Source organism: Streptomyces sp. NPDC002092 (assembly GCF_053593775.1).
The window spans coordinates 83,216-99,481 of sequence record NZ_JBSFDG010000014.1; the positions used below are offsets into that span (position 1 = coordinate 83,216).

14 protein-coding genes are annotated in these 16,266 nt (G+C 69.7%); 1 reads left to right on the top strand and 13 read right to left on the bottom strand.

Annotated elements, in window-relative coordinates; genetic code table 11:
- Positions 1-17: 17 nt before the first annotated feature.
- The 4 genes from ACWCRD_RS29960 to ACWCRD_RS29975 form a co-directional block, all read right to left on the bottom strand.
- Positions 18-488 carry a GNAT family N-acetyltransferase gene (locus ACWCRD_RS29960; RefSeq protein WP_450968893.1) on the bottom strand — a complete coding sequence of 157 codons (471 nt, stop codon included), beginning with the start codon at positions 486-488 and terminating at the stop codon, positions 18-20.
- On the bottom strand, positions 485-1,429 hold the full coding sequence (locus ACWCRD_RS29965; protein WP_115908680.1) for an RluA family pseudouridine synthase: 945 nt from the start codon (positions 1,427-1,429) through the stop codon (positions 485-487). Before ACWCRD_RS29965 ends, ACWCRD_RS29960 begins: the two co-directional genes overlap by 4 nt.
- Before the next feature lie 60 nt (positions 1,430-1,489).
- Complete coding sequence (gene lspA / locus ACWCRD_RS29970; protein ID WP_450968894.1) at positions 1,490-2,065, bottom strand: signal peptidase II; 576 nt, start codon at positions 2,063-2,065, stop codon at positions 1,490-1,492.
- 61 nt (positions 2,066-2,126) lie between these two features.
- Entirely contained in the window at positions 2,127-3,593 is a 1,467-nt protein-coding gene (locus tag ACWCRD_RS29975) for a TraR/DksA family transcriptional regulator (protein WP_450968895.1), read from the bottom strand.
- A 605-nt stretch (positions 3,594-4,198) separates the two neighbouring features.
- Here ACWCRD_RS29975 and ileS point away from each other — a divergent pair.
- Positions 4,199-7,336, top strand: coding sequence for an isoleucine--tRNA ligase (gene ileS, locus ACWCRD_RS29980; RefSeq protein ID WP_450968896.1), 3,138 nt, complete (start codon positions 4,199-4,201; stop codon positions 7,334-7,336).
- Positions 7,337-7,512: 176 nt separating this feature from the next.
- Here the strand turns inward: ileS and ACWCRD_RS29985 are convergent, their stop codons facing one another.
- From ACWCRD_RS29985 to ftsW, 9 genes are all read right to left on the bottom strand, one after another.
- Positions 7,513-8,703, bottom strand: a complete 1,191-nt coding sequence (locus ACWCRD_RS29985; protein WP_450968897.1) for a DivIVA domain-containing protein — start codon at positions 8,701-8,703, stop codon at positions 7,513-7,515.
- Between the two features lie 56 nt (positions 8,704-8,759).
- Positions 8,760-9,044, bottom strand: coding sequence for a YggT family protein (locus ACWCRD_RS29990; protein ID WP_016435858.1), 285 nt, complete (start codon positions 9,042-9,044; stop codon positions 8,760-8,762).
- A gap of 72 nt (positions 9,045-9,116) precedes the next feature.
- Positions 9,117-9,758: a cell division protein SepF gene (locus ACWCRD_RS29995; protein WP_030932823.1), complete on the bottom strand. Its 642-nt coding sequence runs from the start codon at positions 9,756-9,758 to the stop codon at positions 9,117-9,119.
- A gap of 128 nt (positions 9,759-9,886) precedes the next feature.
- Positions 9,887-10,606 (bottom strand): YggS family pyridoxal phosphate-dependent enzyme, encoded by a 720-nt coding sequence (locus ACWCRD_RS30000; protein ID WP_450968898.1) that lies wholly within the window; start codon positions 10,604-10,606, stop codon positions 9,887-9,889.
- 5 nt (positions 10,607-10,611) lie between these two features.
- The gene (gene pgeF / locus ACWCRD_RS30005; protein ID WP_450968899.1) at positions 10,612-11,349 is read right to left on the bottom strand and encodes a peptidoglycan editing factor PgeF; all 738 of its coding nucleotides are present in this window, start codon (positions 11,347-11,349) and stop codon (positions 10,612-10,614) included.
- Positions 11,346-12,539, bottom strand: coding sequence for a cell division protein FtsZ (gene ftsZ / locus ACWCRD_RS30010; RefSeq protein ID WP_450968900.1), 1,194 nt, complete (start codon positions 12,537-12,539; stop codon positions 11,346-11,348). Before ftsZ ends, pgeF begins: the two co-directional genes overlap by 4 nt.
- 277 nt (positions 12,540-12,816) lie before the next feature.
- Positions 12,817-13,611 carry a cell division protein FtsQ/DivIB gene (locus tag ACWCRD_RS30015; protein ID WP_450968901.1) on the bottom strand — a complete coding sequence of 265 codons (795 nt, stop codon included), beginning with the start codon at positions 13,609-13,611 and terminating at the stop codon, positions 12,817-12,819.
- Between the two features lie 25 nt (positions 13,612-13,636).
- Positions 13,637-14,734, bottom strand: a complete 1,098-nt coding sequence (gene murG, locus ACWCRD_RS30020; RefSeq protein ID WP_115908670.1) for an undecaprenyldiphospho-muramoylpentapeptide beta-N-acetylglucosaminyltransferase — start codon at positions 14,732-14,734, stop codon at positions 13,637-13,639.
- Positions 14,735-14,740: 6 nt separating this feature from the next.
- Complete coding sequence (gene ftsW / locus ACWCRD_RS30025; protein WP_450968902.1) at positions 14,741-16,111, bottom strand: putative lipid II flippase FtsW; 1,371 nt, start codon at positions 16,109-16,111, stop codon at positions 14,741-14,743.
- Positions 16,112-16,266 lie beyond the last annotated feature (155 nt).

Here is a 16,266-nt window from a genome sequence, read left to right on the forward strand (position 1 = left end):
AGCGTTTTCGGGCTCTGCTACAGAGCGCGCCGCATCGCCCGGTGCGGGATGCCCGCCTCCGGATACTCCGGCCCGTACGGCTCGTACCCAAGCCGCTCGTAGAACCCCAGCGCATGCGTCTGCGCGTGCAGATCCACCGCCGCGAGCCCACGCGCGCGTGCCGCGTCCTCGATCGCCCGCACGAGGGCGACGCCGACGCCGAGCCCGCGGGCCTCCTTGGCGACGGCGAGCCGCCCGAGCGACCCCACCGTCAGGTCGCCGCCGACCTTGGCCGCGGCCGCCTCGCCGTACAGCAGCCGCCCGGTGCCGAGCGGCACCCCGTCCTCCCGCACGGCCAGCACATGCACGGCCACGGCGTCGTAAGCGTCGTACTCGGCGTCCTCCGGGACGCCCTGCTCACCGACGAAGACGTCCTTGCGCACCGCGAAGCACGCCTCCCGGTCGGCGGGGTCCTCGGCGACGCGCACCACGTACGCGTGCGTGCTCATCCGTATGTCTCCTCGCGGACCTGGTCGAGGGCCTTCTGCAGGTCGGCCGGGTAGTCGCTGGCGAACTCCACCCACTGGCCGTCCCCGGGGTGCTCGAAGCCGAGGCGCACGGCGTGCAGCCACTGGCGGGTCAGATGCAGCCGCTTGGCGAGCGTCGGGTCGGCGCCGTACGTCAGGTCGCCGACGCAGGGGTGGCGGTGGGCGGCCATGTGGACGCGGATCTGGTGGGTGCGGCCGGTCTCGAGCTTGACGTCGAGCAGCGAGGCCGCGCGGAAGGCCTCGATGAGGTCGTAGTGCGTGACCGAGGGCTTTCCGTCGGCCGTGACCGCCCACTTGTAGTCGTGGTTGGGGTGGCGGCCGATGGGTGCGTCGATGGTGCCGCTGGTCGGGTCGGGGTGGCCCTGGACGAGCGTGTGGTAGCGCTTGTCGACCGTGCGCTCCTTGAACTGGCGCTTGAGCGAGGTGTACGCGCGCTCCGACTTGGCGACGACCATCAGGCCCGAGGTGCCGACATCGAGGCGGTGCACGATGCCCTGGCGCTCGGCGGCGCCGGAGGTGGAGATGCGGTAGCCGGCCGCGGCGAGGCCGCCGATGACGGTCGTCCCCGTCCAGCCGGGGCTCGGGTGGGCTGCGACACCGACCGGCTTGACGATCACGACCACGTCATCGTCGTCGTGGACGATCTCCATGCCCTCGACCGGCTCCGCGACGATCTGCACCGGCGCGGGCGCCTGCGGCATCTCGACCTCGAGCCAGGCGCCCCCGCTCACCCGCTCGGACTTACCGACCACCGACCCGTCGACCGTGACCTTCCCCGCGGCGGCGAGCTCGGCCGCCTTGGTCCGGGAGAAGCCGAACATCCGGGAGATGGCGGCGTCGACGCGCTCGCCCTCCAGGCCGTCGGGCACGGGCAGGGTACGGATCTCGGGAATCGTGCTCACCCGACGAGTATGCCGGACACCACCGACAGCCCCCCAAACAAGCCCCTCGGCCCCTGTGGATCAGTCCTTGTGGACGGTCCCGTCCGGGTCGAGCCCCCTGAACGACAGCAGCACGATCAGGATGCCGCCGCACACGATCGCCGAGTCCGCCAGGTTGAAGACGGCGAAGCCCTTGGGCGAGATGAAGTCGACGACGCGGCCCTCGAGGATGCCCGGCGAGCGGAAGATCCGGTCGGTGAGGTTGCCGAGCGCACCGCCGAGCAGCAGGCCGAGCGCGACCGCCCAGGGCAGGCTGTAGAGCTTGCGGGCGAGCCGGGCGATCACCACGATCACGGCCGCCGCGATCACCGTGAAGATCACGGTGAAGGCCGCGCCGAAGCCGAAGGCCGCGCCCGCGTTGCGGATCGCCTCGAACTGCAGCCAGTCCCCGATGATCCGGATCGGCGCGTGGTGCTCCAGCTTGGCGACCACGATCATCTTGCTGATCAGGTCGAGGGCGTACGCGAACATGGCGACCGCGAACAGCACGGCGATACGGCGCTTGCCCCTGGGGCGTGCGGTCTCGCCCTGCTCCGGCTCGGTCCCCGCCGCCTCTGGGGTGTCCGGCGTACCGATGATGCGCTCCGCCTCTGCCACGTGAGTCCTTCAACCTAGGTACCTGACTGAGGACGAGGGTACGACACGCGCGCGTACCGCCTCAGTACCGGCGTTCCTGCTTCTGCTTGCACTCCACGCACAGGGTGGCCCGCGGGAAGGCCTGCATCCGGGCCTTTCCGATGGGGTTGCCGCAGTTCTCGCAGAGGCCGTAGGTGCCGGCGTCCAGCCGTACCAGGGCGCGCTCGGTCTGCGTGAGCATCTCGCGCGCGTTGGCCGCGAGGGCCAGCTCGTGCTCGCGCGTGATGTTCTTGGTGCCGGTGTCCGCCTGGTCGTCGCCCGCGCCGTCCCCCGAGTCCCGCATCAGACCGGCGACGGCGCTCTCGGACGAGCTGATCTCGTCACGCAGCCGCTCCATCTCGGACAGCAGCTCGGCGCGCGCCTCCTCGACCTCCTCGGGGGTCCAGGGGTCCTCACCGGGGCGCACCGCAAGCTCGCCCGGCTCCGCCGCGGCGACGCGTGCCTTGGGTACGGCGGTCTTGGCCGCCGCGGCCGTGCCAGGAGTCTTCTTCGCAACCACCGTCGTGGCTCCCGTCTGCTCCGCGGCCTTGGCCGCGCCCGCCTTCTTGGCCGTGCTCTTCCCGCCGTCACGTTTCGCGACAGCGGTCTCCTTACCCGCCCGCCGCGCGCCGGCACCCTCGGCCGCGGTCTTCCTGCCCTTGCCGCCGCCTTTCTGCCCGCCCGTGCCGGGTTCGGCGGTCGCGTCCGGGCCGACGGCTCTCCCGGCTGCGTCTCTCTTGCCTGCCGCTCTCTTCACAGCCGACCCCTTCACCGCCGCCCCCGCCTTCTTCGCCGCCGACTGCCCAGTACCCCGTTCGAGACCTTCCCGGGCCACACCCTTGCCCCCACCCGCCTTCTCCGATACGACCTCCTCGGGAACGCCGCCCTTCGAGGCCGCCGCCCTACCACCACCGGCCTCCCCCGCAACCGCCTCACCGGCCCGCGAACCCTCAGCACCGCCCTCCGTGGCAACGCCCCCAGCAACCACGGCCTTCTTGGCCGCCCCTTTCTTCGCTGCGGCCCTTTTCGCAACGGACCTCGTCGCCGCCGGCGTCTCTGCAGCTGCCTTCCCCGCCGTGCCCTTCCCCGCGGTGCCTTTCTCAGCCGCGGGCTTCCCCGCCGCCGCGTGCCTCTCCGCAGCGCTCTTTCCGGCCGCCGCCCCCTTGCCACCCGCCGTCTTCTTTCCGGCAGCCGTCTTCTTTCCGGCAGCCGACCTCGCGGTGCCCGTCGGTCTCCCGGGTGCTTCCTCCTCGGCCGGCTTCTTCGAACGAGACGTTCCGGAAGCGGTCGCCGCCTTGGCGGACTTCTTTCCGGGGGGCGGCTTGGCCGCAACCCCCCGCACCGTCTTCACCGGTTTGGCGGCCGCGGCCGCCCCGGCCGTCTTCCCCGCGCGCGCCGTGGCCCCTCCCCGCGCGCTCTTCTTCCCGGTCACGTCCTTGGCCGCACCGCCGGAGGCCTGGGGGGACCCGTCGGACGCCGACTGCTGTACGGCGGTCTTCTTCGCCACCATGGCCGCGGCCCCTTCACATATTGTGATCTTGCACGCGAATCGTGCTGGGACGATAAATCGACTTCAGTCCCGCGGCAACGGGGCACACCGCCCGATTCGCCCGGCTCACGCACGCCGCTCCGCAAGCCTGCATGCGTTGTGCCCAGCTCCCCGCGGGGTAATCCGCCGGACCGCCCGTCCCAGAATCCGAACACGCGTACCGCTCCATTCGGGTCATCTCCATACGAACGCCGCCCCCGCCCACGGGGGCGGCGAAAACCGGTCGGCCGCTGTCCGCGCGGCGCCGTACACTGGGCGGAGCGAAAAGCGTGGATGGGGACGAGTAGCGGCGTACGCAGCCCAGAGCGACCCGGGGACGGTGGAAGCCCGGGGGCGAGCGCGACGTGAAGATCACCCCGGAGCCGCCGGAAGAAAGCCGTAGCCGACAAGCTGCGGCCGGTAGAACCGGCATCGCGACCCCAATGAGGGGGCTCACCGTTGCACGGCACGCACCGGAGAGCCAAGGAGGGTGGTACCGCGGGAGCGCGCCGAAACCGGCGTAGAGAAAGACACGGCTCTCGTCCCTCCGGACGGAAGGCAGCAAGTCCGCCGGAGGAAGCTCGCTGATGACATCGCCGACGTACCGCCAGGTGCCCGCCCAGGTCGACCTGCCCGCGCTCGAGCACGCCGTGCTCGACTTCTGGCGCGAGCAGAAGATCTTCGCCAAGACCCTGGAGCAGTCCGAGGGCCGCCCCGAGTGGGTCTTCTACGAGGGCCCGCCCACCGCCAACGGCATGCCGGGCGCCCACCACATCGAGGCGCGCGTCTTCAAGGACGTCTTCCCCCGCTTCCGCACCATGCGCGGCTACCACGTGGCCCGCAAGGCCGGCTGGGACTGCCACGGCCTCCCGGTGGAGCTGGCGGTGGAGAAGGAGCTCGGCTTCTCCGGCAAGAAGGACATCGAGGCGTACGGCATCGCCGAGTTCAACGCCAAGTGCCGCGAGTCCGTGACCCGCCACACCGACGCCTTCGAGGCCCTCACGACCCGTATGGGTTACTGGACCGACCTCAACGACCCCTACCGCACGATGGACCCGGAGTACATCGAGTCGGTCTGGTGGTCCCTGAAGGAGATCTTCAACAAGGGCCTGCTGGTCCAGGACCACCGCGTCGCCCCCTGGTGCCCCCGCTGCGGCACCGGCCTGTCGGACCACGAGCTGGCGCAGGGCTACGAGACGGTCGTCGACCCGTCCGTGTACGTCCGTTTCCCCCTCACCTCCGGTCCGCTCGCCGGCGAGGCCGCTCTCCTGGTGTGGACGACGACTCCCTGGACACTGGTCTCCAACACGGCCGTCGCCGCCCACCCCGAGGTCACCTACGTCGTCGCGACCGACGGCGAGGAGAAGCTCGTCGTCGCCGAGCCGCTCCTCGGCAAGGCGCTCGGCGAGGGCTGGGAGACCACGGGCCAGACCTTCACCGGCACCGAAATGGAGCGCTGGACCTATCAACGACCGTTCGAGCTCGTGGAGTTCCCGGCGCCCGCCCACTACGTGGTGAACGCCGAGTACGTCACGACCGAGGACGGTACGGGCCTGGTCCACCAGTCCCCCGCCTTCGGTGAGGAAGACCTCAAGGTCTGCCGCGCCTACGACCTGCCCGTGGTGAACCCCGTCCGCCCCGACGGCACCTTCGAGGAGGACGTCCCCCTGGTCGGCGGCGTCTTCTTCAAGAAGGCGGACGAAAAGCTCACCGAGGACCTCCAGCAGCGCGGCCTCCTCTTCAAGCACATCCCGTACGAGCACAGCTACCCGCACTGCTGGCGCTGCCACACCGCGCTCCTCTACTACGCGCAGCCGTCCTGGTACATCCGCACCACGGCCGTCAAGGACCGCCTGCTGCAGGAGAACGAGAACACCAACTGGTTCCCCGACACGGTCAAGCACGGCCGGTACGGCGACTGGCTGAACAACAACATCGACTGGGCGCTGTCCCGCAACCGCTACTGGGGCACACCGCTGCCGATCTGGCGCTGCGAGGACGACCACCTCACCGTGGTCGGCTCCCGCGCGGAGCTCACCGGGCTGACCGGCACCGACCAGTCCGAACTGGACCCGCACCGCCCGTTCATCGACGACGTCACCTTCGCCTGCCCCAAGTGCCAGAAGACGGCCACGCGCGTGCCGGAGGTCATCGACGCCTGGTACGACTCGGGTTCGATGCCGTTCGCGCAGTGGGGATACCCGTACAAGAACAAGGAGCTGTTCGAGAGCCGGTACCCGGCACAGTTCATCTCCGAGGCCATCGACCAGACCCGCGGCTGGTTCTACACACTGATGGCCGTCGGCACCCTGGTCTTCGACAAGTCCAGTTACGAGAACGTGGTCTGCCTCGGCCACATCCTCGCCGAGGACGGCCGCAAGATGTCCAAGCACCTGGGCAACATCCTGCAGCCGATCCCGCTGATGGACCAGCACGGCGCCGACGCGGTGCGCTGGTTCATGGCGGCCGGCGGCTCCCCGTGGGCGGCACGCCGCGTGGGCCACGGCACCATCCAGGAGGTCGTCCGCAAGACGCTCCTCACGTACTGGAACACGGTCGCCTTCCAGGCCCTGTACGCCCGCACCTCCAACTGGGCGCCCAGCGAGGCCGATCCGGCTCCGGCGGACCGCCCGGTCCTGGACCGCTGGCTGCTGTCCGAACTCCACGCGCTGACCGACCAGGTGACCCAGGCTCTGGAGGCCTACGACACCCAGCGCGCCGGCAAGCTCCTGTCGGCGTTCGTCGACGACCTCTCCAACTGGTACGTCCGCCGCTCGCGCCGCCGCTTCTGGCAGGGCGACAAGGCGGCGCTGCGCACCCTGCACGAGGTGGTCGAGACGGTCACCAAGCTGATGGCCCCGCTGACCCCGTTCATCACCGAGCGGGTCTGGCAGGACCTCATCGTGCCGGTGACCCCGGGCGCCCCGGAGTCGGTGCACCTGACCTCCTGGCCCGAGGCGGACCTGTCCGCGATCGACCCGGAGCTGTCGAAGCAGATGGTGCTGGTGCGCCGGCTCGTCGAGCTCGGCCGGGCCACACGCGCTGAGTCGGGCGTCAAGACCCGCCAGCCGCTGTCCCGTGCGCTCATCGCGGCGACCGGCTTCGACGCCCTCGACCGGGAGCTGCACACGCAGATCACGGAGGAGTTGAACGTCACATCCCTGGCGTCGCTCAGCGAGGTCGGCGGCAGTCTGGTCGACACGACGGCGAAGGCCAATTTCCGCGCTCTGGGCAAGCGCTTCGGCAAGCGTGTCCAGGAGGTGGCCAAGGCGGTGGCGAACGCGGACGCGGCCGCGCTGTCCCTGGCCCTGCGCGAGGGCACGGCGTCGGTCCAGGTCGACGGTGAGACGATCACCCTCGCCCCGGACGAGGTGATCATCACGGAGACCCCGCGCGAGGGCTGGTCGGTGGCCTCCGACTCGGGTGCCACGGTCGCCCTCGACCTGGAGATCACCGAGGAGCTGCGTCAGGCGGGCCTGGCCCGTGACGCGATCCGCCTGATCCAGGAGGCCCGCAAGAACAGCGGCCTCGACGTGGCCGACCGTATCGCCCTGCGCTGGACGTCCACGGACCCGGCTGTCATCGCGGCCGTCACCGAGCACGCGGCCCTGATCGCCGACGAGGTCCTGGCCACCGACTTCGGCCAGGGCGAGGCGGACGACGCCTACGGCGAGCCGTTCACCGACGAGGGCCTGTCCCTCACGTTCCGTCTGCGCAAGGCATAAGCGAAAGCACCAGGGCCCGGCCTCCCCACTCGGGGAAGCCGGGCCCTGGTGCAGGTCCGGCAGCGGAGCTCGAACATTGAACGAGCACAACAGGGCGGGGCCCCGGATCGAGATCCGGGGCCCCGCCCTGTTGAACGCTGCCGACGCCTACGGCGTACTAATGGCCGTGGCGGCCGTCAGTTGTCGTCCTCGTCGATCAGGAACCCGCGCATGGGCGAGGGAGCCTGACCCATCGGCGACGGGCCCTGCGGCCGCACCGGTGCCATCGGCTGGGTCATCGCCGGGGACATCTGCTGCTGGCCGCCGTAGGACGGAGCAGCGGGAGCCGGGGCGCCACCCATGGTCGGGTTGCCGCCGTACGACGGGGCGCTCGCGCCGGCCGGTGCCATGGAAGGCGCCGGGGACGGCGGAAGCGACGCGGTCGCCGGGGTACGCGGCGGAGCCAGCGAGTCGTCGGCCTGGGTCTCCAGCTGACGCAGCTGGGACTCGAGGTACGACTTCAGGCGGGTACGGTACTCGCGCTCGAAGCCGCGCAGGTCCTCGACCTTGCGCTCCAGCGTGGCGCGGGCGGACTCCAGGGAGCCCATCGCGACGCGGTGCTTCTCCTGCGCGTCCCGCTCCAGCGCGTCCGCCTTGGCGCGGGCGTCACGCTCGAGGCCCTCGGCGCGGCTGCGGGCCTCGCCGACGATCTTGTTGGCTTCGGAACGGGCCTCGGCGATCGCCTGGTCGGCGGTCTGCTGGGCCAGCGAGAGGACACGGGCGGCGCTGTCGCCACCAGGGCCCTGACCGGGGCCGCCCATCGGACCGCCCATGGGGCCGCCCATCGGACCGCCCATCTGCTGCTGCATGGGAGGCTGGCCGCCCATGGGGCCTTGGCCCATCTGCCCCTGGCCCATGGGGCCCTGCCCCATGGGACCCTGGCCCATCGGACCCTGGCCCATGGGACCGTGACCCTGGGGACCACCCTGACCACCGCCGGGGCCGGCAGGCAGCTGCGGGGCACCGCTCGGCAGCTGGGGCGGACCACCCATGGGGCCACCCATCTGCTGCTGCGGCGGGCCCGATATGCCGGCGGGTACGGGAGCACCCGGACCGCGCATCCCCTGCGGAGGCATGCCCTGCTGCTGATCCTGCGGACCGGGACCGCCGGGACCCTCCGGGGGCTTGCGCATGTTCTGCTGGTTCTGCGCAGCAGCGCGCGTGGCCGCGGCCAGTTTGGCCCGCAGGTCCTCGTTCTCGCGGAGCAGGCGGGTCAGTTCGGCTTCGACCTCATCGAGGAAGGCATCGACCTCGTCCTCGTCATAGCCTTCTCGGAGGCGGACGGTCGTGAACTGCTTGTTCCGCACGTCCTCGGGGGTCAACGGCATCTCTTCACCTCAACGTAGTCGTCGGCATTCGGCAAGACGGTAGGTCACATCGCTCATCACAGCCGGCTCACGATCGAGATCAGGATGTAGACGATGATCATCAGTACGAAGAAGGACAGGTCGAGCGCCACGCCCCCGAGACGCAGCGGCGGGATGAACCGCCGCAGAAGCTTGAGCGGTGGATCGGTGACAGTGTAGGTGGCCTCCAGAACGACCACCATCGCCTTGCCGGGTTGCCATGAGCGGGCGAACTGGAAGACGTAGTCCATGACCAACCGGAAGATGAGCACGATGAGGAAGCACATCAGCGCGATGTAGATGACATCCAGGACCACGCTCATTGCTGGTGCTTCCCTCTCCCCTGTTTCCGTGCTGCTGGGTACTACTTGTACTGCTGTTTCCGGTCGTGCGTCTCAGCTCTGGTTGAAGAACCCGCCCTCTGCGATGCGGGCCTTGTCCTCCGCCGTGACATCGACGTTAGCAGGAGACAACAGGAACACCTTCTGGGTCACCCGCTCGATGCTGCCGTGAAGACCAAACACCAAACCGGCCGCAAAGTCGACAAGTCGCTTCGCGTCTGTGTCATCCATCTCAGTCAGATTCATGATCACCGGGGTGCCCTCACGGAAGTGTTCCCCGATGGTACGGGCCTCGTTGTAGGTCCGCGGGTGAAGCGTGGTGATCCGGTAAGGCTCTCGTTCCGACACGACCTTGGGCATGATCACCGGTGCGTTCTTCTCCAGATTTGCGCGTTCTTGTGTGATGGACGCCACGGGCGCGATGCGCGCCGGACGGCCGGATTCCGCGGGGAGCGAAGCGGAACGTGCGACCGGCTCGCGCGCGGCGGGCGGTTGTACGATTCGCACCTCTTCATCCCTTTGGGACTGATGTGCTACGTGGGACTGGTGGGACGGCTCGTGCCTCCGGTGGTCCCGTTCGGGTTCGGGGTCCAGTTCGGGCTCGAAGTCGTCATCGGGGTCGAATCCCCGGCCGTCGTACCCATCGTCCTCCACGAGGCCGAGGTAGACCGCCATCTTGCGCATCGCGCCGGCCATGCTCTGAGTCCTCCGCTCTGTGGTGGATCGGCTGACGACTGCCAAGTGCCCGCGATCCACGAGGTCGTTGCGCCCGCCTTCGGTGGCACTGACCATATTTTCTGCTGTGGTCCGACTTCCTGGCGACGTTACCCGAGCCTGGGGCGGACTCCGAGTACCGCGGTACCGACGCGTACATGTGTCGCTCCGGCGGCCACGGCCTGTTCGAGGTCCGCACTCATTCCTGCCGAGACCATGTTCGCAGCCGGATGAGCTCGGCGCAGGTCCGTCGACAAATCCATCAACCGCTCGAACGCAGCGAGTTCGCGCCCTGCATAGGGGCCGGTGAGCGGTGCGACGGTCATCAGACCGTCAAGCCGCAGACCCGGCGCCCCGGCGATCAGCTCGCCCAACTCTTCGACTCCGCCGGGCCCGACGCCCCCGCGCTCCCCGCGTCCGCTCTCGTCGGCGTCGAGCGCGACCTGGACCAGACAGCCGAGTTCGCGCTCCTGTCGCACCGCCTCCTTGGAGAGCGCCGTGACGAGCCGGGCTCGGTCGACGGACTGCACCAATCCGGCATAACCGACTACGGATCGCACCTTGTTGGTCTGCAATTGACCCACAAAATGCCAAGTCAAGGGCAGATCCGAGCAGGCCGCGGCCTTGGGGGCCGCATCCTGGTCGCGGTTCTCGGCCACGTGCCGCACACCGAGTTCCGCGAGAATTCGCACATCGCTCGCCGGATACGTCTTGGTGACCACGATCAGGGTCACCTCCTCGCGCCCTCGTCCGGCGGCCGCGCAGGCGGCGGCGATACGACGCTCCACCTTCGCCAGGTTTTCGGCGAGTTCGTCCTTACGGTCCCTCATGCCCCTCAGTCCAGCCAGACATATCCCGCGAGTCGCCCCGTGGTTCGATCGCGGCGGTACGAGAAGTGGTCGGCCGACTCGATCGTGCACACCGGCGACTGCTCCCGGTCGTGCACCCCGAGCCGCTCGAGCTGCGCATGCACCCCGGCGGTCACATCCACCGCCGGCGTGCCCCAACTCGTCTCGGAGTACGCCGCCGGTTCGACGGCGGCCACATCGGCGCGCATCGCATCCGGCACCTCGTAGCAGCGGCCGCAGACGGCGGGTCCGGTGCGGGCGACGATCCGGCCCGGCTCGGCACCGAGTTCCGTCATGGCCCGTACGGCGGCCGGAACGACCCCGGCGACCATCCCGGGCCGCCCCGCATGGGCCGCGGCGACGATCCCGGCGACCGGGTCGGCGAGCAGAACGGGTGTGCAGTCGGCGGTGAGGACGGCGAGGGCGAGACCGCGCTGCCCGGTGACGACGGCGTCGACCTCGGGCACCGGACGGTCCCCCCACGGGCCGTCGACCACCGCCACCTCCGCGCCGTGCACCTGGTTCATCCAGACCACCCGAGCCGGTTCCAGGCCAAGGGACTTGGCGGCCAGTTCGCGGTTGGTGCGTACGGCACCGGGGTCGTCGCCGACCGCTCCGCCGAGGTTGAGCTCCTCGTACGGAACGGCGCTCACCCCGCCCCACCGGTCGGTGAAGGCGAAGTGCGCGCCGTTCACGGTGCTCGTTGCGGAGCGCTGTCCTATCACTTCAGGAAGTCCGGCACGTCCAGCTCCTCGGCCGCACTGTCGTAGGACCGCGACGGCGGAACCGGCGGAGCCACCGGGATGTCGTTCGCCGGCTCCGGCGCGGGCTCCGGGTCCTCCTTCGGCGTGACGCTGCCGAGCGAGCCGAAGGACGGGCGGCTCTCGGGCTGCCGTACCGGAGTGGGCTCCTCGCGGCGGGCCGAGGAGGAGGACGAGCCCATGACGGTCTCGCGGCGTGCCGGCGGCTGGCCGCCGTCGAAGCCGGCGGCGATCACGGTGACCCGGACCTCGTCGCCGAGGGCGTCGTCGATGACCGCGCCGAAGATGATGTTGGCCTCGGGGTGGGCGGCCTCGCTGACCAGCTGGGCCGCCTCGTTGATCTCGAACAGGCCGAGGTCGGAGCCGCCGGAGATGGAGAGCAGCACCCCGCGGGCGCCGTCGATGGAGGCCTCGAGGAGCGGCGAGGAGATCGCCATCTCGGCGGCGGCCACCGCACGGTCGTCGCCCCGGGCCGAGCCGATTCCCATGAGGGCCGAACCGGCCTCGGACATCACGGACTTGACGTCGGCGAAGTCGAGGTTGATCAGACCGGGGGTGGTGATCAGGTCGGTGATGCCCTGCACACCGGAGAGCAGGACCTGGTCGGCCGACTTGAAGGCGTCGAGCACCGAGACCTGGCGGTCCGAGATGGACAGCAGCCGGTCGTTCGGGATGACGATGAGGGTGTCGACCTCTTCGCGGAGTTCGGCGATGCCGTCCTCGGCCTGGTTGGCGCGACGCCGTCCCTCGAAAGTGAACGGGCGGGTGACCACGCCGATGGTGAGGGCGCCCAGGGAACGGGCGATGTTGGCCACGACGGGCGCGCCGCCGGTGCCGGTGCCGCCGCCTTCACCGGCCGTCACGAAGACCATGTCGGCCCCCTTGAGGACCTCCTCGATCTCCTCGCGGTGGTCCTCGGCGGCCTTGCGGCCGACGGCCGGGTTGGCTCCGGCGCCGAGTCCGCGGGTGAGTTCGCGGCCGACGTCGAGCTTGACGTCGGCGTCGCTCATCAACAGCGCCTGCGCGTCGGTGTTGATGGCGATGAACTCGACGCCCTTGAGACCGACCTCGATCATCCGGTTGATGGCATTGACACCACCGCCGCCGACACCGATGACTTTGATGACTGCGAGGTAGTTCTGCGGTGCTGCCACGTCGAAGGCCTCTCGCCTCGAGTTACGTGTCGCCGTTTCGCAGAGGATGCGATCCGGCGACTGATGCCGAATGGGACGGTCCGTTACGCCGACCCGAACCCTAACGTTGAAGTTTAGGGTTACCAGTGTGACTGTTCGCTGGAGTCTTCCGAACAGGACACTAAGTCGACAAGTGGCGCACGTTCAACGAACACGCCGAACCTCCCGTTTTTCTTTTCACCCTATGTGATCAGCCATAGCGCTGCCCAACCAGGGTGCTGGCCTGCGCGGATGTGCGTCAACTCCCCGATGACGCAGGGGCGGTGGGAACCGAGACGTCGAAGTGCCGCGCATCCGGCGCCGCTTTCATGAGTGCGGTGAGCGTACGTGCCTTCGCGGCACCCTTCTCGCTGCTCCCCCACAGGACGTTCCGGCCGTCGCTCAACTCCAGTGAGATGTCGTCGTACGAGCGGACCTTGACGGCCTCGGTGACGCGTGCGACGGCGGCCGGAACGGCGCGGGCCACGAGCGCCGCCTCCGCCACCAGGCGGTCCTCGCCGAACCGCCGCAGGCTCGCGGCGGAGGACCGGGAGGAGGAGGTGCTCAATTCCAGTGCGGGAATGCCTTTCGGGGCTTCTGAAACCGTGGCGAAACGGACACCCTTGCGGTCCACTTCGACGAACTTTCCACCCTTTTGCACAATGAGAACCGGAGTACGCTCGCTCACTTTCAGCCCGATTCCGTGGGGCCAGGAACGGACCACGTCAACCGTGTCAATTCGGGGCAGTTTCCGCCGCAGTCGCGCCTCAATCGCATCGGTGTCGACGGAAATCATCGGCGCCCCGACCGGAACCTGGGCGGCCTCACGCACCTGCGCGGGCGTCAACACCCGGGTTCCGGAGATCGATACGCGCTCCACGCGCACCCATTGCGAGCCGTACAACAGCCAGACCGTGCCCGCCCCGAGCAGGACGAGCAGCACGGCAAGGATGATGATCATACGAAGGCGGCGCAGCCTCAACCGCCGCGCCGGAGGCGGGCCGGACGACTCCTGCTGGCGTTCACCGCGCTCGGCGGTCGTCGGTCCGGCCACGCTTCCTGCCTTTCGTCACACGTGCCTAGTGGTGTGCACGCTTGGCGGCGATCGCCTCGTACACCATGCCGACGAGCAGGTCGTCGGCGTCCCGGCGGCCGAACTCGGCGGCGGCGCGGGACATCTCGTACAGCCGGTGCGGGTCGGCGAGCACGGGCAGGACGTTGCCCCGTACCCAGTCGGGCGTCAGTTCCGCGTCGTCCACCAGCAGCCCGCCGCCGGCCTTGACCACCGGCTGGGCGTTCAGCCGCTGTTCGCCGTTGCCGATGGGCAGCGGGACATAGGCGGCCGGGAGTCCGACGGCGGAGAGTTCGGCGACGGTCATCGCGCCCGCGCGGCAGAGCATCATGTCGGCCGCGGCGTACGCGAGGTCCATCCGGTCCAGATAACTTACCGGGATATAGGGGGGCATTCCCGGCATCTGCTGCACCTGCGGCAGTTCGTTCTTCGGGCCGACCGCGTGCAGGATCTGGATGCCGGCCTGCTGCAGCCAGGGCGCGACCTGCTGGACGACCTCGTTGAGGCGGCGGGCGCCCTGCGAGCCGCCGGAGACCAGCAGCGTGGGCAGGTTGGGGTCGAGGCCGAACGCCGCGCGGGCCTCGGGGCGGGCTGCGGCCCGGTCGAGGGTGGCGATGGTGCGGCGCAGCGGGATGCCGATGTAGCGGGCGTCGCGCAGCTTGCTGTCCGGGGTGGAGACGGCGACCCTGGCGGCGTAGCGCGAGCCGATCTTGTTGGCGAGGCCGGGGCGGGCGTTGGCCTCGTGGATCACGATCGGCACGCCGAGGCGCTTGGCGGCGAGGTAGCCGGGCAGCGCGACATAGCCGCCGAAGCCGACGACGGCGTCCGCCTTGGTGCGCTCCAGGATCTGCTCGGTCGCCTTGATCGTGCCGCGCAGCCGGCCCGGGACGGTGATCAGCTCGGGGGTCGGCTTGCGCGGCAGCGGTACCGCCGGGATCAGCGCGAGCTCGTAACCACGCTGCGGGACGAGCGTGGTCTCAAGGCCCCGCTCCGTGCCCAGGGCCGTGATCCCCACGGTCGGGTCCTGCCTGCGCAGGGCGTCCGCGAGGGCGAGCGCGGGCTCGATGTGGCCGGCGGTCCCCCCACCGGCGAGTACGACATGCACCGAAATTCACCGCTCTCCGGACGAGCGCGCCGCCGAGGCACGCCGTCGCATCGTGTTCCATCTCCGAGCAGCCCCGGTTCGTCCATTGACCGGCGCTGCTCCCGCCCGCTTTCTACCAAAGCGGGGTTGCCGCATGGAAAGCGCCGCCCGCGCAGCGGGCTCGTCACGCGCGAACGTGATCATCAGCCCGATGGCGAACATGGTCGGCAGCAGGGCGGATCCTCCGTAGGAGAACAGCGGGAGGGGGACTCCGGCGATCGGCAGCAGGCCGAGCACCGCACCGATGTTGATCACGGCCTGGGCCGTGATCCAGGTGGTCACGCCTCCCGCGGCATACCTGACGAAGGGGTCCTCCGTACGTCCGGCCACGCGGATACCCGCATAGCCTAGAGCCGCGAAGAGGGCGAGCACCGACAGTGTCCCCGCCAGGCCCAGTTCCTCACCGGTGACGGCGAAGATGAAGTCCGTGTGCGCTTCCGGGAGTTGGCCCCATTTTTCCACACTCGCTCCGAGCCCGGATCCGAAGATTCCGCCTGATGCGAGGGCGTAGATGCCGTGCACGGCCTGCCAGCAGTCGGCGACGCCCGACTTCGGCTCGGTGGCGCCGATGCAGGCGAGCCGTGCCATGCGGTTGGGGCTGGTCTTGATGAGGATCACACCGATCGCGGCCGCGATCGACAGCACACCGACGAACAGCCGGGTGGGCGCACCGGCCAGCCACAGCAGGCCGAAGAGGATCGCCGTCAGGATGATCGCCGTACCCATGTCGCCGCCGAGCATGATCAGCCCGAGCAGCATGAAGGCGACCGGGACGAGCGGCACCAGCATGTGCTTCCACTGGGTGAGGAGCTTCTTGTCCTGCTTGCGGGCCATCAGGTCCGCGCCCCACAGCACCAGCGCCAGCTTGCCGAACTCGCTGGGCTGGATCTGGAAGGAGCCGCCGAGCGAGATCCAGTTCTGGTTGCCGTTGACCGACATCCCTATCCCCGGCACCTGCACCAGCGCCATCAGGAAGACCGCACCCGCGAGAATCGGGTAGGCGAGCGCGCGGTGCAGCTTCACCGGCATGAGCGAGGCGATCAGCAGCAGGACACCGCCGATGACGGCGGCGAGGAGCTGCTTGCGGAAGAAGTAGGAGCCCGGCAGGGACATCTGCAGCGCCGTGATCTGGGAGGCCGAGTAGACCATCACCAGTCCGAGCACGGTGATCAGCAGGCTCCCGCCCATGATCAGGTAGTAGGCGGTCAGCGGCCGGTCCCAGGCGCGCTTGGCGTTGAGGTAGAAGCGGCGCAGCGGGTTCTCGCGGACCGGCCCGGCCGCGGCGGGCCGCCTGACGGCCCCCTGCACGGGCGGACGCCCGGTCCGGCTACCGGGCATCGGGGCCTCCGCTGTCCGTAGGGCGTGTCCGGCGGACCAGCCCCGTGTCGAGGCCGGTCTGTGGCGATCCGCGCCGACCGCCGCGGCATCGGCTTATCGACGCGGCTCCGCCGCCGGGGAGCTGCACACTGCCCATGACCCCGATCGGGGCGGCT

Excerpts from the sequence above, each read along its gene's own strand:
- ACWCRD_RS29960 (WP_450968893.1), bottom strand. The coding sequence starts at position 488 with ATGAGCACGCACGCGTACGTGGTGCGCGTCGCCGAGGACCCCGCCGAC.
- ACWCRD_RS29975 (WP_450968895.1), bottom strand. The coding sequence starts at position 3,593 with ATGGTGGCGAAGAAGACCGCCGTACAGCAGTCGGCGTCCGACGGGTCC.
- ileS (WP_450968896.1), top strand. The coding sequence starts at position 4,199 with ATGACATCGCCGACGTACCGCCAGGTGCCCGCCCAGGTCGACCTGCCC.
- ACWCRD_RS29985 (WP_450968897.1), bottom strand. The coding sequence starts at position 8,703 with ATGCCGTTGACCCCCGAGGACGTGCGGAACAAGCAGTTCACGACCGTC.
- ACWCRD_RS29990 (WP_016435858.1), bottom strand. The coding sequence starts at position 9,044 with ATGAGCGTGGTCCTGGATGTCATCTACATCGCGCTGATGTGCTTCCTC.
- ACWCRD_RS29995 (WP_030932823.1), bottom strand. The coding sequence starts at position 9,758 with ATGGCCGGCGCGATGCGCAAGATGGCGGTCTACCTCGGCCTCGTGGAG.
- ACWCRD_RS30000 (WP_450968898.1), bottom strand. The coding sequence starts at position 10,606 with ATGAGGGACCGTAAGGACGAACTCGCCGAAAACCTGGCGAAGGTGGAG.
- ftsW (WP_450968902.1), bottom strand. The coding sequence starts at position 16,111 with ATGCCCGGTAGCCGGACCGGGCGTCCGCCCGTGCAGGGGGCCGTCAGG.